This window comes from Fulvivirga ulvae, from assembly GCF_021389975.1.
Lineage (GTDB): Bacteria > Bacteroidota > Bacteroidia > Cytophagales > Cyclobacteriaceae > Fulvivirga > Fulvivirga ulvae.
Map to the genome: position 1 here is coordinate 3727187 of NZ_CP089981.1, position 20507 is coordinate 3747693.

Consider the following 20507-nt stretch of genomic DNA (forward strand, 5'->3'; position numbering starts at 1 on the left):
TAAAAAATACTGAGCAGTAAATATATAATTGAGTGCCGCTGGTCTTTGTTGCGTATTATACGTAATTTATAATAAAACCACCCTCTGTTGGGCTGGGTTTGCGCAAAATCAAATATATTTAATGTCTCATTTTAAAAATTAATAAAAATGGAGGATAATCCACATTTGAACATCCTCGTACAACTAGCCAAGGTTGACGGAGAAACCGATGACGCAGAGCTTGAACTTATCCGTCAGATTGGAATATCCAGCAATGTTGATCCTGAGGATATTGACGCCATCATTGCCAAAACAGCCGCTGAAGATACTATCCCTTCTTTAGAGCACTTGTCGAAAAAAGAAAAGATAGAATTAATGGCTAACCTGGTTTTGGTAATGAAAATAGATGGCCGGGTGCACAAGGAAGAAATGAAGTTTTGCCTTAAAGTGCTGAAAAAATTAGGTTATGATGAGGACGCTCTTTTTGATCTTGTTTCAACTACACTGGTAGACCCCGAAATGGAGATTACTAAAGAGGATATTCAACGGCGAGCTGAAAGATACTTAACTGATTAATTTAAGGTGCACTCGGATGTTTACGGACAAGCACTGTCCGACTACTATCATAATGGTATTAATTCTTCTCTGCTGTTAAATAATAATTACGGAGATCCGGAAGAGATGCCTGTAGAGGTTTTTTTCAGAAGCGAGGATGACCTTACTGATCTTGAGCAATATGCATTGCATTTATGCCGTGGTAAAATACTTGATATTGGAGCCGGCGTGGGTGTACATAGCCTGATTTTGCAACAGGAGCTGGAAGTTGCAGCAATTGAAACATCTGAAAAGGCTTGTGAAATAATGCGCAAAAGAGGTGTTCATGAAGTATTCTGTCAGAATATTTTTCACTGGCAAACCAATAACACATACGATACGCTGCTTCTGCTGATGAACGGAACGGGAATTTCCGGAACCAGGGACAACTTTAAGAGATTTTTGCGTAAGCTAGGTGCACTTTTGTCAGATGGAGGTCAGATTATTATAGACTCAAGCGATATTTCATACTTGTACGAAGGACACCTGCCTTCCAATACATATTTTGGAGAGGTTCTATATCAGTACGAATACAAAGGGCTGAAAGGAGAGTGGTTCCCCTGGTTATACCTGGACCAAACTACGTTAATCCGTGTCGCAGGAGAAGCTGGCTTTGATACACAGATTGTTTATCAGGGAGACGAAGATGAATACCTTGCTGTGCTTAAGGTTTTTTCATAATAGATCTTATTCCTATATTGGTGGCTACAACACGCAACCCTTAAAACATATGCTAAAGATATTTTTGGTCTCATGCTTCCTGTTCATTGTTGGGATAATGGATCTTTTTGCACAAAAAACACTTGTGCATTGTGGTCAATTGATAGATGGAAAAAGCGACAAAGTCATGAAAGAGATGACAGTTATTGTAGAGGGAGACAAAATTGTGAAAGTCGAAAAAGGATATACCGTGGCCGCTGAAAATGATAAGGTCATTGACTTGAAAAATAAAACCGTGCTTCCAGGATTAATGGATATGCATGTTCATATTGAGGGGGAAACAAGCCGTGATAATTACATTAAGAGATTTACATTAAACGAAGCAGACATTGCTTTTAACTCAACCGTATACGCTAACCGCACTTTGATGGCAGGGTTTACTACGGTTAGAGATTTAGGAGGGAGTGGCGTAAATACAGCCTTGAGAAACGCAATCAATGCGGGTAAAGTTAAAGGACCCAGAATATTCTCGGCAGGAAAGTCAATAGCCACTACCGGAGGCCATGCCGATCCTACAAATGGTTATAAGCATGACTTAATGGGAGACCCGGGGCCAAGCCAGGGCGTGATCAATGGAGAAGATGAAGCAAGAAAAGCAGTAAGACAGCAATATAAGAATGGTGCTGATGTTATTAAAATAACAGCTACCGGAGGAGTATTGAGCGTGGCCAAAGACGGCTCAGGGCCTCAATTTAAAATGGATGAATTAAAGGCGATTGTTGAGACTGCCAGAGAATATGGAATGATCACGGCAGCACATGCTCATGGAGCCGAAGGGATGAAGCGGGCCGTAGAGGCGGGCATAACATCTATAGAGCACGGAACCATGATGACCCCGGAAGTTATGGATCTGATGAAACAAAAAGGCACGTACTATGTACCTACCATTTCTGCTGGGAAATTTGTTGCCGAACAAGCTAAAATTGAGGGGTATTACCCTACTGTAGTTGTACCAAAAGCACTGGCCATTGGTCCGCAGATACAAAAGACATTCGCAGAAGCATACAAACGTGGCGTTAGAATAGCATTCGGAACTGATGCCGGCGTATTTCCTCATGGTGAAAATGGAAAGGAATTCGGCTATATGGTCGAAGCCGGAATGCCGGCTATGGAAGCTATAAAATCAGCTACAAGCGTAGCAGCCAGTATGTTGAATGCCGAAGACCTTGGATCAATAGAAGAGGGTAAAAAAGCCGATATTGTTGCTGTCAATGACAATCCGCTTGACAATATTCACACCATGGAAAATGTGATATTCGTTATGAAAGGCGGCGAAGTGTTTAAGTCCGAATAAGTGTTGTAGAAAAATCCTTTACAAACGAATTAATTGTCATTAAGGAAATTCTTCTGCTTGTATTTGTAGGTCAGGTAAGAAAGCACATCTCCAAATGTATTAATTCCTGTCATAACCTCTTCCGGTACTTGGCGCCCGTTTAACCTTGCTAATAGCAATCCATAAATGCCATTGAGACAAGCTTGTACTTCCTCTTTAATGAATCCGTTAGAAAAGTTTATGCTTTCCTCTATATGAGGTTTAGCAGCTGAATATATCTTCTGGAAGCTCTTATCCGATTCCTTAAGTTCATTCATTATTCCGGACAGCTGGGTGACATAACTTTGCACTTCATCCAGGTGCCCCCTTTCCTCAATACCCTCAACTTTCATCTTTTCCATTATATCTTCATACCATTTGCTGATCTCTTCTTTTTCACCTTCCTCGCCTGGTATATGTTTTATTACATACTTTTTTATCTGCTCCATATCAAAGTCATACACCCTGATCAGGTCCTCCGTCTGGTACATATGAATAATGTATTCGGATATGTTGTTTCTTTTTTTATTTTCGGCAATATTCATGTATAGTAGAGTATAAATAATTAGTATTCTGCAATGTTAATTAAGTAGTAATAATTATCTAATTTTGCAGTTTAAAATCACATGCTAAAAATCTCTATATACGTAATATAGTGAGCTGTTTTCTTTTGAGCAATTCATGAAAATTATCAGCCTGACTGCTAGGCAAATATTTTTATAAAACTCAGTTACAGGTAGAGATTGAGATCAAAGGCATTGGAGAAGAATCTTTTAGGAGAGGGTAAACAGATGGATAACATACGGAATTTTTGCATTATAGCTCATATTGATCACGGTAAAAGTACACTGGCAGATAGGTTATTGCAGTCCACGGGTACAGTTTCTGATCGAGATATGCAGGATCAGTTATTGGATAACATGGATCTGGAGCGTGAACGTGGTATAACTATAAAGAGTCATGCCATACAAATGGATTACAAATTTGAAGGGAAAGATTATATTCTTAACCTGATAGATACTCCGGGACACGTGGACTTTTCTTATGAGGTATCACGATCCATCGCTGCTTGTGAAGGAGCCTTGCTAATTGTTGATGCAGCACAAGGTATTGAAGCGCAGACCATTTCAAATCTTTATCTTGCGCTCGAACATGACCTGGAGATCATACCCGTGCTTAATAAAATTGACCTTCCCAGTGCAATGCCCGAAGAGGTTACTGATGAGATTGTGAACCTTATCGGGTGCGACCCTTCAGATGTAATCAGGGCAAGTGCCAAGGAGGGAATTGGTATCAGCGAAATACTTGAGGCCGTTGTAAAGAGGATACCCGCGCCAAAGGGGGATATTAATAAGCCGCTGAAGGCTATGATCTTTGATTCGGTATTTAACCCCTTCAGAGGTATAGAGGTTTATTTCAGGGTTTTTGACGGCACCATTAATAAAGGAGACAAGGTTAAATTTGTTCACACAGGTAAAACCTATGAGGCTGATGAGATTGGTGTGCTTAAACTGAAGCAACAGCCCAAACAATCCGTCAGTGCCGGAAATGTTGGATATATTATTTCGGGTATCAAAGTAGCTAAAGAGGTCAAAGTAGGGGATACTATTACCCATGTGGATAAGCCATGCGAGGCCGTTAAAGGTTTTGAAAACGTTAAACCGATGGTTTTTGCCGGTATATATCCTGTCGAGACCAGCGAGTTTGAGGAGTTAAGAGCTGCAATGGAAAAGCTACAGCTCAATGACGCTTCCCTGGTCTGGGAGCCGGAGACATCCGCTGCCCTTGGGTTTGGTTTTAGATGTGGCTTCCTGGGAATGTTACATATGGAGATTGTTCAGGAGCGTCTTGAACGTGAGTTTGATATGACAGTGATAACCACTGTTCCTTCCGTACAATTTCATGCAGTAAAGACAGATGGCTCAATCAGAAAAATAAATGCACCTTCCGAGATGCCGGAGCCAAACACCATTTCTCACATTGAGGAACCATTTATACGAGCTCAGATCATCACAAAGTCCGAATTCATTGGTAATATCATTGGTCTCTGCATGGAGAAAAGGGGTATTATAAAAAATCAGGTATATCTCACCGCTGAAAGGGTAGAGCTTACTTTTGAGTTACCACTTTCCGAAATAGTATTTGATTTCTTTGATAAGCTTAAGACCCTTTCCAGAGGATACGCCTCGCTGGATTATGAGCTTATAGGTTTCAGGCAATCAACAATGGTTAAACTGGACATTATGCTTAATGGTGAAAAAGTAGATGCCCTGTCAGCAATTGTTCATAGAGATAAAGCATACGAGTGGGGTAAAAGATTGTGTGAAAAGCTCAAAGAACTAATACCTCGGCAGATGTTTGAAATTGCAGTCCAGGCCTCTATTGGTACTAAAATTATAGCCAGGGAAACTGTGAAGGCCATGCGAAAGAACGTATTGGCCAAATGTTACGGAGGTGACATCACCCGAAAGAGAAAACTTTTGGAAAAACAGAAAAAAGGTAAAAAACGTATGCGCCAGGTAGGTAATGTGGAAATACCCCAAGAGGCGTTTATGGCAGTACTTAAATTAGATTAATAACAAATGGCAGATTCTTACACTATCCTTGATGGTAAAAAAATAGCTAACGAAATTAAAGATGAAATAGCCTCAGAAGTCAAGTCCATAGTGTCCGTGGGAGGAAAAATGCCACACCTTGCAGCCATACTTGTGGGTGATGATGGGGCCAGCCAGACATATGTAAATAATAAAATCAAGGCCTGCACAAGAGTAGGCTTTGAATATACTCTCCTGAACTTTCCGGCTACCATTAGTGAAACCAAGCTAATTTCCGAAATAGAGCGCATAAATAACGATGATGATATAGATGGTTTAATAGTTCAGCTTCCCCTTCCTGCCCACATTTCATCGGCCAAGGTAACAGAGTGTATCCGTCCCGAAAAAGATGTTGATGGTTTTACAAACCTTAACTATGGTAGGATTACTTCCAAGAATCCGGGTTTAATGCCAGCTACACCATATGGCATACTTGAACTTCTGAAAAGGTACAATATTGAAATTAAAGGACGCCATTGTGTAATGGTGGGAAACAGCAGAACAGTAGGAGCCCCCATGAGTATTATTATGTCCTACCATGAATATGCAACGGTAACGGTATGTCATATCCATACACAAAAGCTGGAAGAGTTCACTCGCCAGGCCGATATCCTCATCGTAGCCACGGGTAAGCCCGGGCTGATTAAAGGTGATATGGTCAAAGATGGTGTTGTTGTGGTCGATGTTGGTATTACCCGAATCGAAACGGAAGAAAATGAGCGCGGTTACTACCTAAAGGGAGATATCGAGTTTGATGAAGTTTCGCCCAAAGCGAGCTATATCACCCCCGTTCCGGGCGGAGTAGGACCCATGACTATTGCTTCCTTGTTACTTAACACTTTAAAAGCTTCGAAAAAGAGAGCGTCACATTCAGCTTAGACTGAAATTTCTTATTGGTATTTCTCGTTACAGATTCATATGTTTAAGGAATCTTAAAGCTGATATGAGAATATTTGTCGTTTTACTGCTGTCTACAGTTCCTTTTTTAGCATTCGCTCAAGCCAACTTAAGCACCAAGTCAAAAAAAGCTGCCGAATATTACTATCAGGCAGACAACTACCGGGTAAGAGGCCAGTACACTATGGCCATTCAGCTATTGGAGCAAGCCATAGATAAGGATGATAAATTTCATGAAGCTTATTTTAGGTTAGGTATCATCTATAAAGCCAAAGGAGAGCTGGATAGAGCAGAGCAGCTATTACTTAAAGCGGATAATTTGAGTGAAAAAGCAGGGCCTGGTAATGCATTTGAGTTGGGGGAATTATATCTTCTAAAGGCCGAGTATAAAAAGTCAATAGAGTATATAGACAGGTACCTGAGTGCCAATCCTCGCAATAGTCGAAGACTTGCTGATGCCAATAAAATTAAAAACGATGCCCAATTTGCACTTGATAATATGGAGCTGGCGTCGGAGTTTAACCCACGTCCCCTCAGTGATACTGTAAACGCATTTCCCATGCAGTACTTTCCTGTCGTTACGGTTGATCAGAAAGCAGTAATCTTCACCCGCCGTCTCGGAACGACCATGAATCATGACGAAGATCTGGTGATAAGCCGTAAAAATGCGGATGGTCGATGGATGCATCCGGAGTCTTTGTCAGAAAACATTAATTCTGAATGGAATGAAGGAACCTGTACCTTGTCGGCCGACGGCAGAGTACTTATTTTTACATCTTGCTATGGTAGAAAAGGCTATGGGAGTTGTGATTTATACATAAGTAAAAAGGTTGGAGACGAATGGTCTGTGCCTGTTAACCTGGGAGGGAATATAAACTCATCGGCCTGGGAATCTCAGCCTTCATTGTCCTCTGATGGGCGTACTCTATATTTTATTTCCAATCGTGGTGGCGGAGTTGGTGGCAGAGACATATGGGTGTCTTATTTGGATGATAAAGAGCAATGGTCGCGTCCCGCTAATTTAGGGACTTCTATAAATACGCCGAATGATGAAGTTTCTCCCTTTATTCATCCTAATAACATAACACTGTATTTCGCTTCCAACGGATTGACCGGGTTTGGTGGTTTTGATATATTTTATGCAGAACGAATTGATAAAACCTGGTCTGAGCCTAAGAATATCGGATACCCTATTAATACAAGTGCTGACCAGGTTTCCCTTTATATAACTTCTGATGGAGAGAGGGGATATTATTCTCATGAAATAACCAATGACCCGGATCAAAAAGGTAAGCTTTATGAGTTCAATGTACCATCAAATGTCAGGGTTAAATACCGAACTTCGTATGTTACCGGTCATGTTTTTGATGCAGTGACCAAAAAGCCTTTGAAAGCAGGGATAGAGCTCTATGATCTTAGAAATGAAGCCAGAGAAGGATTTGTTTATTCAGATTCAGTTACCGGAGATTATTTAATGGTACTCACCGAGGGCTCTGAATATGCTCTATATGTAAACAAATCAGGTTATTTATTCGAGAGTTTGTCTTTTGAATATCAACTGAATGAGGATTTAAAGCCAGTTGAGGTGAATATTTATCTAAGTCCTATCTCTGAAGGTGCAAAAGCAGTGCTTAACAATATATTTTTTGATGTGGATAGCTATGCTTTGAAAGCAAAATCCCAAACAGAATTAAATAAACTTATCAATTTTCTGAATACAAATCCCTCCATCAGAATTGAGATAGGGGGACATACAGACAATACCGGTAGTGCCCAATACAATCTTGATCTTTCACTAAAAAGAGCAAAGTCAGTCTACGATTTTTTAATTGAAAAAAACATCAGCAAAGCACGTCTTAGCTATAAAGGATATGGTCAAGCCACACCTGCCTTCCCTAATGATTCCGACCTTCATAGACAAATGAATAGAAGAATAGAGTTTCGTATTATAAGGTAAACTCCCCCATTTTGGGGTATTCTATTTTTTTGCGGCAAAATAATCTGTCGTCTATACTCCAAATTGCAGTAAAATATTGATAAAATATTTTACCCTAACCAAATTTTATATTATGTTTGGATGTGATATATTTTAAATTTTAACCTAAACAAAACAATATGAAGAAGTTTTTACTACTTGGTTTCATGTTGACGCTTGCATTCACATTTAGTGAATCGTGGGCTCAAGAACGTACCGTATCCGGTAAGGTTACGTCCATCGACGATGGCACGGCACTACCCGGAGTAAACGTTGTGCTGAAAGGCACAACAACGGGTACCGTCACCGATATCGACGGTAATTATAAACTTTCGGTCCCTTCGGGAGAGGGAACATTGGTGTTCTCCTTTATTGGTCTGGCAACCGAGGAAATTGCAATGGGTGCCCGTTCAGTAATTGATGTGCAAATGTCTCAGGACGTTAAGCAATTATCTGAAGTTGTTGTTACTGCTGTTGGTATTGAGAGACAGGCCAAAGCACTGGGTTATGGCGTTGAGAACGTCAAAGGAGAATCTGTTCAGCAGGTTTCCGAACCAGACCCATTAAGAGCCTTACAAGGTAAAGTTGCTGGTGTTAATATTTCAGGGTCAAGTGGAGCTCCGGGTAGTGCCACAAGAATTACTATACGTGGTAACTCGTCTCTGCTAGGTAATAACCAGCCCTTGTTTGTGGTTGATGGTATACCAATGAATAATAATACCAATGCTGGTTCAAACCAACTTACCGGCGGTGGTGCTTATGGCAGCCGTATTCAGGATTTGGATCCTAATAATATTGAATCCATGAACGTACTTAAAGGTGCTGCAGCGGCAGCTCTTTATGGTACAAGAGCTGCTAACGGTGTAGTTGTTATTACAACAAAGTCAGGTTCTGCAACAGCCACGAAAAAGGGGCTGGAAATTTCATACAGTACTTCATACGCAATAGAAAAAGTTGCTAACTTACCAGATTACCAAAACACCTATGGAACAGGAACAAACTTTGCTTATAGCCAGGTGAATGGTTCTTGGGGCGCTCCTTTTATTGGAGCAAAACCCTATGCTTCTCTGGATAGTATTCCTCATTGGTATAATGGTGTAATTGGATTTGAAGAATTGTGGGGAACAAATGTTCCATATCGTGCTTATCTTGATAATGTTAAGGATTTCTTTCAAACAGGAAGTCTTTTTGAAAACTCAGTGAGTATTTCTGCGGGTAATGAAAAAGCTGCTCTGACTGCAGTATTGTCACGAACTAATCATGATGGTATTGTTCCTGAAGCAAGCTTTGACAGAACCAGTATTAGTATTGGTGGACAGGCACAATTAGACAATGGTTTTAATGTTGGTGCAAATTTAAGATACACCAATTCTGTGCAACATTCATTTCAGGGAGGTGCCAACAATGCCATTGGCAATGGATCTGCTTTTGGTAGAACTCTTTATTTAGGACGAAACTGGGATTTACATGGACAGCCATACCAAAACCCTCTAAATAACTCTAGCCAATTTTTTATAGCTACTTCTCAAGCGGATAACCCCTTGTGGTCTGTAGAAAATGCAGGTATTGATTCAAATACGGATAACTTTGGTGCTGCATTTAATATTGGTTATGATATTAAAGACTGGTTGAATGTTTCTTATAAAATTGGTCTCAACGGTTATACACAAAGACAAAGCGAATACTTCAGACCAGGGTCTAGAGGTGCAGGAGGTTCTGGACAGATTTTAGATTATGATGTCAGGTATCAGGAAGTGGAGTCTAACCTGATCGTTTCCGTTACAAAAGATATCAATGAAGATGTTAGTTTTAGAGGTTTAGTCGGTCACAATGTTAACCAAAGAGTGACTGATGCCCAAGCCTTTCAAGGAACTGGTTATGTAGCATTTGATATAGATGATATCGACAATACTAATGCAGTTGTTCCTTTTGGTGGAGATTTTGAAAAAAGAAGACTATATGGTGTCTTTGGTGACGTGACCTTTGGTTACAAAGATTATGTGTTTTTGAACTTGACTGGTCGTAATGATTGGAGTTCAACTTTACCTGAGGATAACAGAAGCTTTTTCTACCCTGCGGCAAGTTTATCTTTTCTTATAACCGATGCACTTGATATCAATTCTAATATTTTAAATTTTGCTAAAATCAGGGCTTCATATGCCGAAGTCGGATCGGACACAGATCCATACCAAATAGTACCGGTTTATTTAACTAATGCAAATGGTATCACTGCTACCGGTGCAACTGCAATGCCGTTTATAGGAACGGCTGGAGCAACTCTTTCAAATACTGCAAGGGATCCCGGGTTAAAGCCTGAAAACACTCAAGAGGTTGAAGTGGGTCTTAATATGCAATTATTAAACAATAAGGTTGGCATAGATGTCTCAGTATATGAGCGAAATAGTGTTGACCAAATTGTTCCATTGGCAATTCCGTCTGAGACTGGCTTTACTTCATTCTATACTAATATTGGTAAAGTGAGTAATAAGGGTATTGAATTAGGTTTAGATCTTACACCTGTTTCTTTAGAGAATGGCTTCACCTGGAATATATATGGTACATTTACTCATAATAGAAATGTTGTTGAAGAGCTAACTGAAGGTACCGATGAAGTTGTACTAAGAAATACATTTACCGGCTCTATTCAGGCTGTTCATATAGTTGGTCAGGAGTATGGTTTGCTTAGAGGGTCAACAGCAGCACGTGATGATGAGGGTAATTTATTAATTGACCCTACAAATGGTCAATTGATAAGCGATTTAACCCCCGGAATAATTGGTAATCCAAACCCTGATTTCATAGTAGGACTCACTAATACATTTAGATGGAAAGGAATTACTTTATCTGCAGTAATTGATTGGAGACAAGGAGGAGATCTGTATTCCGTGACAAATCTATCTATGCTGGGAAGAGGTGTAACAGCAGACACTGAGGATAGGGAGGTTAACAAAATCATTCCTGGTGTATATGGAAATCCACAAACAGGAGAACCATTACGAGATGAAGGCGGCAACAAAATCCCTAATCAAACTATGATTGAAGTTAACTCACTATATTTTGGTAATACCTTTGCAATTAATGGTTTGGAAGAGTTTTCCGTCTGGGATGCTACCGTTATTAGATTAAGAGAAGTAACGTTATCTTATCAGTTTCCAAAGGCTTTATTAAGTAAAACACCTTTTGGTTCTGCATCTATAGGCTTTACCGGTAGAAATCTTTGGTTTAATGCACCTAATTTCCCTGAAGCTTCAAACTTTGACCCTGAAGTTAGCACATTCGGAGCCTCTAATGCTCAGGGGTTTGAGTTTACAGCGCAACCTTCAACTAGAAGATACGGAGTTAAGTTAAGCGTAACCTTTTAAAGAAAATTCTAATGAAAAAACATATATATATATATAGATTAATGACAGTGTTGCTTTCAGCATTGTTATTGATGGGATGTGAAAAAGACTTTTTGGATATCAATGAGGATCCGAATAACCCTACAAGTGTTCCTGTTAGTCAGCTTCTTTCATCTGCTCAGGTGAACATGGCAGAATGCTTTGGAAATGGAACAGATGGGCTCAGTGGTCATGCGGGAACCGTTATGCATCATTATGTCCAAAGAGGAGCGATAAATGATTATGGTTTAACAGGAGGGGATTTCCCTATTGTAATTTCATGGACTAGTTTATATGCTGGAGCTCTGACAGACCTAAATATTGTTATTGAACAAGGTACAGAGGAAGAAAGATGGGCAAATGTAGGTGTGGCTCAAATATTAAAAGCTTACATACTTGCAACTATGGTTGATGTGTGGGGAGATATACCTTTTTCAGAGGCTAACTTAGGTTCTGATAATATTGCTCCTGCTTATGATGATGGTGCTTCTGTTTATGCGGCTTTATTTCCCATGATAGATGAGGGAGTTGCAAATATTAATAAAGGAGGAACTCCTAACGGTGATTTATTTTCAACGAACTGGATTCAGGTTGCTAATAGCTTGAAATTAAAGTTGTATAATAATGTCCGATTGATACAGGATGTAAGTACAGAGGTGAATAGCTTAATTACAGCAGATAATTTCTTGGCAAACGATGGAAGTAATGATTTGGAATTGGACTACGGTTCGTCGTTTGCTCCTGAAAACAGAAACCCTGGCTATGTGCAAGAGTGGTCAGCTGGAGGGTCTTTCTTCTATATAGATCCATATTTCTTTGAAATAATGAGAGGGCAGGATACGTTCGGACACGGAGGTATAAATTTTGGTGTACAAGATCCTAGAATACCATACTATTTCTTTAATCAATTGCCCTCAGGTTCTGACGATGGAGATGCGGAAAATCCTTGTGCTTACTGTCCTTCTGATGCAGGGACCTCTTTTTTATCCATTTATTCATACTCTTTTAATATTGACCCGAACGAGGGGTTTGATCAGGGAAGAAGTCAAACAATTGCAGGTTTATATCCTCTAGGAGGCAGATATGATGATGGAGAGGGTGGAATTGCATCTAATGCTTCAACCTTATTAGACGGGCAGGTCAGTGGAAACCCAACTATTCCGCAGCGTTTGCTTAACTATTATGAAACTCTTTATATCAGAGCGGAATTAGCGGAAGCAGGAGTAACCTCAGAGGATGCTAGAACCCTTTTGGCTGATGCCATAGATGCTTCATTTGCAAAAGTAAATGAGTATGCTGCCATTGCAGGAGCTCCTGCAATTTCTGATGCAGACAGAGACGCTTATAAAGGGGCAGTGTTGGCTTCATATGATTCAGGAGATGGAATGGAAGTTATAATGACCCAAAAGTGGATAGCCAGTTATGGTAATTCTTTGACGTCGTATGCTGATTACAGAAGAACAGGTTTCCCCAGGTTGCATAATGGTAATACTGATGCTTTATCTGTTACAGTTCAAACAAGGGATTTTCCTGTTTCTTTTCCATATGATACAGACAATCTTGCTTTGAATCCCAATTCGCCTTCTCAAAGAATTATAGCTTTGGATAAAGTTTTCTGGGATAATTAATTAATATTAACAATAGAGACATGAAGAATTTATATAAGTATATATGCATAATAGTTGTTGCCTTCATTTTTACAGCCTGTGAGGATGAGGACACACTTAGGATACCCAAAGATTTTGGAGAAGGTCCTAATGTGAGGATCAACGTAGATCCGGAAAATTCTTTTATTAATATAGGAGATATAAATAATACTAAAATAGCCTATGATCTATTTTCTGAGAGCAAGAACTTGAGGACTATAGAATTACAGGTTATTTATAGTACAGGAGGAACTCCTGTGGATACAACCGTAGTTAAAACCTATACGCAAGCTGATATTGATGCTGCCAATGGCGCATTAATAGGAGAATCTGTTACTTCTCAGGATTTGGCAACGGCATTTGGTATTGATTTAGCAGATATTGCAGGTGGTGATGCCTTTGTTTTTAACAACTTTACTACTCTGGATAATGGTATAGTTTATCCGAGTGAAACTGTGGATGGTAATCTTAATGTTACTCCTAACATAGTTAACTCTTCAAATACTTCTAGTTTTACCAGTACATTTACTGCATACGCCGGATGTCCGTCTCCAGTTGATGAAATTGAGGGTGTTTATACAGCTTCAATAGTAACCTATAATTCAGCTGGTAATCCTCCGTTTGGCTTGCCAACAACTAGTACAAGAGAAGATGTAACAATCACATGGGTGGGACCCGAACCGTTCCGCTATAGAGTATCTAGCCACGATGCTGGCTGGTGGGGCAGACCGGATATTACGGCAACTGAAGGTGGTCCTGCAGATTTCTTTGATATTTGCGGAGCTATTATTATGCAACCTGTAGGGTCGTTTGGGTTTGGTGGAGCTGTTGATGATGGTGGAGGAACTTATAACTCTACTACAGGTGTCATCACCATGAATTGGTATAATAGCTTTAATGACATTTATGGAGATGTAACATATACTCCTCAGGATTAAAGTTGTGATTTTATACATTAAAAGATATATTATGAAGAATTTATTTTTATACACACTGGGTTTGATCCTTATGCTAGCTTCTTGTGTAGATGACTACGAAGATGCAAACCCGCCAAGGTTACTTGATGCACCTGCACTTACGGCAACGCAAAGTGCGGATACAATAACAGGAGGAGAAACAGTAAAATTCACATTGGTGGTGTCGGATGCGCCAGCTGGTATAGATTCTATAAGTGTTAGCGGACCCTCTGATGAGTCTATCTTTACTAGTAATATTACTAGCCTTAGAGGGCAAACAGCAGGTACTGTCGAGGTTACATATACAGCTCCTTACGATGCAATAGGTGAATATGAAGTTACGGTTTCTGTTTGGGATGATCAGCTTGATAATAAGGGGAAAGATGCAAGTAAACGTTTTGATGAGGTATTCACGTTGGTTGGGGAATACGCGTTTGATGCCCCTTCTTTTACCGTTACCATGGGAGCGGATACGGTGCTTCATAATGATTCAACCAGTGTGACAATCACTGTCACAAGCGCACCAGCAGGAATTGGTCAAGTCTTAGCCTTTGTAGACAAAGGGACTATTTCCCTATCTGAAGAAGATTTGGCAAATGCTGCGGGGCAAGAATCTGCTACTATTAATGGAATGTATTACGCTCCTGAAGAAGAAGTGGGTGTTGCTGAGGTACTTGTGAGGGTTACAGATGTGCTTCAAGATAGGAGTACCGAGGTTACTGAAGAAGTAGTAATTGATTACATTTGTGATGCACCTGACTTTACTATCGATATAGATGAATTCGCAACTACTCTTGGAGGAGAAATTGATTTTAATTTAGAGGTTAATAGTACCACTGAATGTGATATTGAATCCATAGTATTAACGACGGAAGATGATAGTGGCGATGAGTTGGGAGAGCTAACTTATGAGCAAAGTGCTTTAGACTCTTTAATTGAGGGTACGTTATCTTCAATTCCAGTTACATTTGAGGCGCCTAATTCAAAAAGAGGTGTTGTAGATATCGTTGTAACTGTTACTGATAATGATTTCCATTCTACCGAAAAAAGAGTGCAGGTTACAATCATTGGCTGTTCTGCTCCTAATATTTCAGGAACATATGATGCAGTAAGTTCTGGTTCTTCCACTGATGGGTGTCCTGCTAATAATCCTTTAGCAGGTTTTGCAGGAACAGTTACATTAACTGCTTCAGGTAATGGTAACTATACTATTGACGATGCTTTTGCTGGGGTTTATATAGAATGGTATGGTGTATGCTATAATTATACCTTCAAAACACCCGCAACCATTAACTTTTGTACTGAGGCGCAGGGACTGACTTTAGTTACTTTCCTTGATGCTTTTGATGCGACTGTTGTTGATACGGGCTCTTCTTATGATTCTGGCACCGGTGTCATAACTTACAGTTGGGAAAATTCTTTTGGTGATGTTGCTACGACTGTTTTAACACCACAATAAGAGAGTTATGATCGAAATAAAAAGCCGCCTAAGTATTACTTAGGCGGCTTTTTACCTTTTATTTAGTCTGTATGATAATATTGGAAGTAATTGTTTAAATAAGGTTATTTAAACCAGAGATATGACAAAGACTCCCTGATTCTTTTTATATAAACCAGGGAGTTCTATATGCTATTTTTCCAGGGCTGCTTTAAGATCAGAAATCAGATCCTCAGCATCTTCAATACCTACACTTAACCTGATTAACGAATCCAATAACCCGATTTTGATTCTTTCCTCTCTTGGAATGCTGGCATGCGTCATGGAGGCAGGGTGGTTAACAAGAGACTCTACGCCGCCTAACGATTCCGCAAGGGAAAAATAATGGAAGCTTTCAAGAATTTTAAATGCCTCATCTTTACTGTCTCCTTTTAGTGTGAAAGAGATCATTCCTCCAAAATCACGCATCTGTTCTTTTGCAATCTGATGGTTAGGGTGATTTTCCAGGCCTGGCCAGTAAAGCTTATCTACACGTGGATGGTCTTTAAGGAATTCCGCGATCTTACGACCATTTTCCGAATGCCTTTGCATCCTTAAGTGTAAGGTTTTTATACCTCTCAGTACGAGAAAGCAGTCTTGTGGTCCCGGGGTTGCTCCGCTGCTATTCTGGATAAAGGCAAGGTCGTCATTTAACTTCTGATCTTTAACTACAAGTGCACCCATTACCACATCTGAATGACCACCCAGGTACTTTGTAACAGAGTGCATGATAATGTCTGCCCCAAAGTCCAGCGGGTTTTGCAGGTAAGGCGTAGCAAACGTATTGTCAACAGCCAGCAGTATGTTATGTTTTTTTGCTATCTCCGCTGCTCCTTTGATATCGATTATATTCATCATCGGGTTGGTGGGAGTCTCCAGCCAGATCAGCTTTGTATTGGTGTTGATATGCTTCTCAATGTCACCGATATTCTCCATTCCTACAAAGTGGAATTTGATACCGTACTTTGAGAATATTTTTGTGAATAGCCTATAGGTTCCTCCATAGAGGTCATTGGCAGCCACTACCTCATCACCCGGGTTTAATAATTTTATAACAGCATCAATGGCAGCCAAACCGGAGGAAAAACATAAGCCGTATTTTCCGTTTTCCAACTCTGCCAGGCTTTTTTGCAAAGCATCGCGTGTTGGGTTTTGTGTTCTAGAATACTCATAGCCTTTGTGAGCACCGGGAGAGGATTGAACATAAGTGGAGGTTTGATAGACTGGTGTCATAATGGCACCTGTTGTAGGATCCGGCTCAACTCCAGCATGTATGGCTTTGGTTCCAAATTTCATATAAATATTGATTTTAGGTTTCTTAGATTAACGTTAAAAACGTGAATTGATCTGCTAAAATAGAGGATTAATAGCACTTGCAATTCCTATCCCGATTAAATTTTCGGAATTGTAGAAATGAGAATGAAGATGATTATTTGTTTTGCCAATAGCTCTTTATGTTCTCTTTCCAATTGGCTTTGTCATTAATGTAGAGAATTGTATTGATGAGCATTTTGTCTTCGGCGGTAGAATAACCCAGACCTTCCAGTGTCTCACGAATAATGTTATAAAATTCACCCCTGAATGCGTCTCCTTCTTTATTAGCCAGAGTATGAAGTTCCGCGATGATATCTTCTTTTGATATTTGTTCCTTTTTTGCCTTTGAAGCATCTTCGACGGTAAGAGATGTAGCATCCTCAGAGTCAGACTGTATTTTTTCTTTTTTCGGACTTATTTTTTTCGGATCGACAAAGGAAGTGGACTCCTGTTTGAGAAAAGCGTCGATGTCCTTCAAAGGGTTTTTTCTCTTAGCCATTTTTATAGTTCTTTTATAATTGCCTTAGCTATTTCAAGGTACTCTTTTTCTGCCAAAATTGTGCTAAAATTGACAAAAAGGTTCTTTTGAGGAACAGCCGTTTCTAATATGAGGGCATCCAGATTGCTCATAGCTTCTTGTATGGTCTTATGCTTTGTAAGGCTGTGTATCCGGTTGGGGAGTACCATTATCTTTAGTTCCTTGTTTAGCTCTTTTGCTGGAGAGAGGTCAGCCACAGTCTGGTAGGTTACCAAAAGGTCATTTTGAGTTAGGCTTGTAGGCACTATCACAGCGTCACTTACCAGGCAAAGCTTTTTAATACCCTGATCGGTTGGCTTTCCTGCACTATCTACTACAATATAGTCAAAGTCGTTCCTGGACTGCAAGCTTTCGATTTCTTCGGCGATCCTGTCATCCTCAGAACCCATAAGCTCAAATAGTGATTTTTCTTTTGCACCAGCTTTGTAGACTTCCATTTTACGCAAGGTGTTCAAAGTGTAATTTGTGTCCGTTTCTACAAGTGCTATTCGGTGGCCAAGACTATGGAGCATTGTGGATAAATTGATAGCATTGGTGGTTTTACCTGTGCCCCCTTTTCGACTGATAAATGATATTACTTTTGTCATCACGATAAAAATATACATAGCGTCTATCAAAAACAAATCAACATTCTTAATAGCGGTCAGGTTGCGGCCGGTTTGTGGAAATTTGTATATTGGTGGCTCTTAATCGAGTATTATGAAAGTAATAAAATATATTTTTGGCGTACTCGCCACCATAGCAGTTCTTATTGCGGTTTTTCTTTTGTTTTATGTTAATTATCAAAAACCGGAGTATCAGGGAGAGTATGAGTTTGAGGGGTTGGAAAAAACAGTTAGGGTTCATTTTGATACTTATGGAACGCCACATATTTACGCACGCAATAATCTGGATGCTTATAGAGCTCTGGGCTATGTACATGCTCAGGACAGGCTTTGGCAAATGGAGTTAATGAGGAGAATAGCTTCCGGGCGGTTAGCCGAGATTTTTGGTAAAAAATTGCTTGAAACAGATAAATTCTTTCGTACGGTTGGGATCCATGAGTATTCAAAGAAAAATGTTGCCGAGCTTAGAGAAAGAAAAGCCAGGATACTACCCCTTGCCGAAGCGTACCTTGAAGGCGTTAATGAGTTTCTTATAGAAGGAAAAACGCCGGTAGAATTCACGCTTTTGGGTATCGATAAGATACCATTTACACTGGAAGACATCTATAATATCACTGGTTATATGTCTTTCAGTTTTGCCAATGCCCAGAAGACAGACCCTGTAGTTACAGAATTTGCGGGCATGGGGACATCATACCTTAAAGCCTTTGATCTTGATCCCACTGTCAGCTCTGAAAAAATAAAAAGCTATTCACGAGGTTCTGATTACATAGCCATAGCAGAACATGTAAATGATGTGTTGAATCAAATGCCTTTAATGCCATTCATAGGGAGTAATAGTTGGGTGCTTTCTCCTGAAAAATCAGAAACAGGAAGGGTGGTGCTCAGCAATGATCCACATATAGGTTTTTCGCAACCGGCAGTATGGTACGAAGCTCACCTTTCAACACCAGATGTTAATTATTTTGGTTATCACATTGCAGGCGTGCCTTTTGCCTTTCTTATACATAATGACCTTGTCGCCAATGGTTTAACTATGTTTGAAAATGACGACATGGATTTTTACCGCGAACGGGTAAATAAAGAAAAAAGTAGCCAGTATTGGGTCATAGATCATTGGGAGGATTTTGAAGTACGTAAGGAGTACATATCCATAAAGGACTCGGCCGATGTGGAAATTGAAGTAAGAAGCACGAGGCATGGTCCTGTAATCAATGACGTAGTAGATGGTGTTTCCAAGGATGAACCGATTGCCATGTGGTGGGTCTATTATCAGTTTCCTAATCACCTGTTGGATGCAGCTCATGAAATGGCAATAGCCAAAAATATAAATGATATGCGTGCCGCGGGCTCAAAGATTCACGCACCGGGACTCAATTTGATGTATGGAGATGCCAAAGGCAATATAGCCTGGTGGGCAGTCGGGAAGTTACCCAAACGTCCTGCCCATGTAAACTCAAAAACTATTCTTGACGGAGCCACGGGAAAGGATGATCCTCTGGGCTATTATAGTTTTGAGGCGAATCCTCAGGCAGAGAACCCATCATGGGGCTATGTGTATAGTGCTAATAATCAATCAGTAATGAATATCAAGGGCAGAACGGTATTGTACCCCGGCTATTATCTGCCAGATACCCGTGCCGCCAGAATAGTAGAAGTGCTGGAGAGTGAAAGAAGAATGTCCAGAAGTGAATTGAAGGCTTTATTTATGGACTCTAAATATATGGGGATACAGTCGCTGAAAGAGCTCCTGGTAAGCGAGTTGATCCAATCTGATCTCAGCGAAACGGAAAGAGAAGCACTGGAGCAGTTTTCCGCATGGAATGGATATCATGATAAGGAAACTCTCGGAGCCGCCATATTTTATCCGTGGGTTATTAATATCTACGAATTGGCGATGAAGGATAATTTAAAGAAAAATTTTGGGGATCGCGGGGATAAGTTATTTACCTCTTTTATGTCAACTTACCTGATGAAAAGAAGCATTCCTGTCTTTATTTCGTCGGTGCATTCTCCATGGTGGGATGATGCCTTTACCGAAGATGAGATAGAGGACAGAAAAGATATTATAACAGCTGCCTTTAAAGAAACTATAAATTATCTTTCAGGACGATTCGGTGCTAAGCCAGATAGCTGGACCTGGGGGCAGGTTCATACGCTGGAGCATACCCATCCTTTGGGGGCAGTTAAGCTTTTAAGGTCGGTATTCAATGTTGGTCCCTACCATCTTGGCGGATCAGAAATGGTCGTAAACAACCTGGGGTTTCCCTATAATGAGGAGAAATTGTTTAATACCAGTTTCGGTCCTTCTACAAGACGAATAATTGATTTTTCTGATATTGATAACAGCGAGAGTATACTTCCGACAGGACAATCAGGCGTACCTTTCAGCAACCATTATAACGATCAGGCACAAATGTATATTGAGGGTAAGTGGAGACCACTCTATTTATCAGAAGAAAAAATAAAGGCCAACTCAACAGTCCTGGTCTTGAGGCCTAAGAAATAATAAAACAGAAT

15 protein-coding genes are annotated in these 20507 nt (G+C 40.1%); 11 read left to right on the forward strand and 4 right to left on the reverse strand.

Going from position 1 to position 20507, the window contains the following annotated elements:
* Nucleotides 1-147: 147 nt before the first annotated feature.
* Genes LVD17_RS15945 through LVD17_RS15955 form a run of 3 tightly spaced genes read left to right on the forward strand, consistent with a single transcriptional unit; the run spans nucleotide 148 to nucleotide 2587 of the window.
* A complete protein-coding gene (locus tag LVD17_RS15945; protein WP_233760006.1) occupies nucleotides 148-555 on the forward strand; it encodes a tellurite resistance TerB family protein in 408 nt (135 codons plus the stop codon).
* A 6-nt stretch (nucleotides 556-561) separates the two neighbouring features.
* The gene (locus LVD17_RS15950; protein ID WP_233760007.1) at nucleotides 562-1254 is read left to right on the forward strand and encodes a class I SAM-dependent methyltransferase; all 693 of its coding nucleotides are present in this window, start codon (nucleotides 562-564) and stop codon (nucleotides 1252-1254) included.
* Nucleotides 1255-1303: 49 nt separating this feature from the next.
* Nucleotides 1304-2587, forward strand: a complete 1284-nt coding sequence (locus LVD17_RS15955) for an amidohydrolase family protein (protein WP_233760008.1) — start codon at nucleotides 1304-1306, stop codon at nucleotides 2585-2587.
* Nucleotides 2588-2616: 29 nt separating this feature from the next.
* Here LVD17_RS15955 and LVD17_RS15960 read toward each other — a convergent pair whose 3' ends face one another.
* The gene (locus LVD17_RS15960; protein ID WP_233760009.1) at nucleotides 2617-3150 is read right to left on the reverse strand and encodes a DUF4924 family protein; all 534 of its coding nucleotides are present in this window, start codon (nucleotides 3148-3150) and stop codon (nucleotides 2617-2619) included.
* Between the two features lie 246 nt (nucleotides 3151-3396).
* Between LVD17_RS15960 and lepA the strand changes: the two genes are divergently transcribed.
* From lepA to LVD17_RS15995, 7 genes are all read left to right on the forward strand, one after another.
* Nucleotides 3397-5181 carry a translation elongation factor 4 gene (lepA, locus tag LVD17_RS15965; RefSeq protein WP_233760010.1) on the forward strand — a complete coding sequence of 595 codons (1785 nt, stop codon included), beginning with the start codon at nucleotides 3397-3399 and terminating at the stop codon, nucleotides 5179-5181.
* A 6-nt stretch (nucleotides 5182-5187) separates the two neighbouring features.
* Nucleotides 5188-6078, forward strand: coding sequence for a bifunctional 5,10-methylenetetrahydrofolate dehydrogenase/5,10-methenyltetrahydrofolate cyclohydrolase (locus LVD17_RS15970; RefSeq protein WP_233760011.1), 891 nt, complete (start codon nucleotides 5188-5190; stop codon nucleotides 6076-6078).
* A gap of 64 nt (nucleotides 6079-6142) precedes the next feature.
* Nucleotides 6143-8053 (forward strand): OmpA family protein, encoded by a 1911-nt coding sequence (locus tag LVD17_RS15975; RefSeq protein ID WP_233760012.1) that lies wholly within the window; start codon nucleotides 6143-6145, stop codon nucleotides 8051-8053.
* A 158-nt stretch (nucleotides 8054-8211) separates the two neighbouring features.
* The gene (locus tag LVD17_RS15980) at nucleotides 8212-11433 is read left to right on the forward strand and encodes a SusC/RagA family TonB-linked outer membrane protein (RefSeq protein ID WP_233760013.1); all 3222 of its coding nucleotides are present in this window, start codon (nucleotides 8212-8214) and stop codon (nucleotides 11431-11433) included.
* A gap of 11 nt (nucleotides 11434-11444) precedes the next feature.
* On the forward strand, nucleotides 11445-13079 hold the full coding sequence (locus LVD17_RS15985) for a SusD/RagB family nutrient-binding outer membrane lipoprotein (protein WP_233760014.1): 1635 nt from the start codon (nucleotides 11445-11447) through the stop codon (nucleotides 13077-13079).
* Between the two features lie 20 nt (nucleotides 13080-13099).
* Nucleotides 13100-14035 (forward strand): hypothetical protein, encoded by a 936-nt coding sequence (locus LVD17_RS15990; protein ID WP_233760015.1) that lies wholly within the window; start codon nucleotides 13100-13102, stop codon nucleotides 14033-14035.
* 31 nt (nucleotides 14036-14066) lie between these two features.
* Nucleotides 14067-15512 carry a BT_2262 family domain-containing protein gene (locus tag LVD17_RS15995; RefSeq protein WP_233760016.1) on the forward strand — a complete coding sequence of 482 codons (1446 nt, stop codon included), beginning with the start codon at nucleotides 14067-14069 and terminating at the stop codon, nucleotides 15510-15512.
* 171 nt (nucleotides 15513-15683) lie between these two features.
* Here LVD17_RS15995 and LVD17_RS16000 read toward each other — a convergent pair whose 3' ends face one another.
* From LVD17_RS16000 to LVD17_RS16010, 3 genes are all read right to left on the reverse strand, one after another.
* Nucleotides 15684-16826 carry a cystathionine gamma-synthase gene (locus LVD17_RS16000; RefSeq protein WP_233760017.1) on the reverse strand — a complete coding sequence of 381 codons (1143 nt, stop codon included), beginning with the start codon at nucleotides 16824-16826 and terminating at the stop codon, nucleotides 15684-15686.
* A 133-nt stretch (nucleotides 16827-16959) separates the two neighbouring features.
* Nucleotides 16960-17343 carry a hypothetical protein gene (locus tag LVD17_RS16005; RefSeq protein WP_233760018.1) on the reverse strand — a complete coding sequence of 128 codons (384 nt, stop codon included), beginning with the start codon at nucleotides 17341-17343 and terminating at the stop codon, nucleotides 16960-16962.
* Nucleotides 17344-17345: 2 nt separating this feature from the next.
* Nucleotides 17346-17969, reverse strand: coding sequence for an AAA family ATPase (locus LVD17_RS16010; RefSeq protein WP_233760019.1), 624 nt, complete (start codon nucleotides 17967-17969; stop codon nucleotides 17346-17348).
* Between the two features lie 112 nt (nucleotides 17970-18081).
* Between LVD17_RS16010 and LVD17_RS16015 the strand changes: the two genes are divergently transcribed.
* Entirely contained in the window at nucleotides 18082-20496 is a 2415-nt protein-coding gene (locus LVD17_RS16015; protein WP_233760020.1) for a penicillin acylase family protein, read from the forward strand.
* The last annotated feature ends 11 nt before the right edge of the window (nucleotides 20497-20507 follow it).

Coding starts and splice junctions, on each gene's coding strand:
- LVD17_RS16005 (WP_233760018.1), bottom strand. CDS start 17,343: ATGGCTAAGAGAAAAAACCCTTTGAAGGACATCGACGCTTTTCTCAAA.
- lepA (WP_233760010.1), top strand. CDS start 3,397: ATGGATAACATACGGAATTTTTGCATTATAGCTCATATTGATCACGGT.
- LVD17_RS15970 (WP_233760011.1), top strand. CDS start 5,188: ATGGCAGATTCTTACACTATCCTTGATGGTAAAAAAATAGCTAACGAA.
- LVD17_RS15980 (WP_233760013.1), top strand. CDS start 8,212: ATGAAGAAGTTTTTACTACTTGGTTTCATGTTGACGCTTGCATTCACA.
- LVD17_RS15985 (WP_233760014.1), top strand. CDS start 11,445: ATGAAAAAACATATATATATATATAGATTAATGACAGTGTTGCTTTCA.
- LVD17_RS16010 (WP_233760019.1), bottom strand. CDS start 17,969: ATGACAAAAGTAATATCATTTATCAGTCGAAAAGGGGGCACAGGTAAA.
- LVD17_RS16000 (WP_233760017.1), bottom strand. CDS start 16,826: ATGAAATTTGGAACCAAAGCCATACATGCTGGAGTTGAGCCGGATCCT.
- LVD17_RS15990 (WP_233760015.1), top strand. CDS start 13,100: ATGAAGAATTTATATAAGTATATATGCATAATAGTTGTTGCCTTCATT.
- LVD17_RS15975 (WP_233760012.1), top strand. CDS start 6,143: ATGAGAATATTTGTCGTTTTACTGCTGTCTACAGTTCCTTTTTTAGCA.
- LVD17_RS15995 (WP_233760016.1), top strand. CDS start 14,067: ATGAAGAATTTATTTTTATACACACTGGGTTTGATCCTTATGCTAGCT.
- LVD17_RS15955 (WP_233760008.1), top strand. CDS start 1,304: ATGCTAAAGATATTTTTGGTCTCATGCTTCCTGTTCATTGTTGGGATA.
- LVD17_RS15960 (WP_233760009.1), bottom strand. CDS start 3,150: ATGAATATTGCCGAAAATAAAAAAAGAAACAACATATCCGAATACATT.
- LVD17_RS15945 (WP_233760006.1), top strand. CDS start 148: ATGGAGGATAATCCACATTTGAACATCCTCGTACAACTAGCCAAGGTT.
- LVD17_RS16015 (WP_233760020.1), top strand. CDS start 18,082: ATGAAAGTAATAAAATATATTTTTGGCGTACTCGCCACCATAGCAGTT.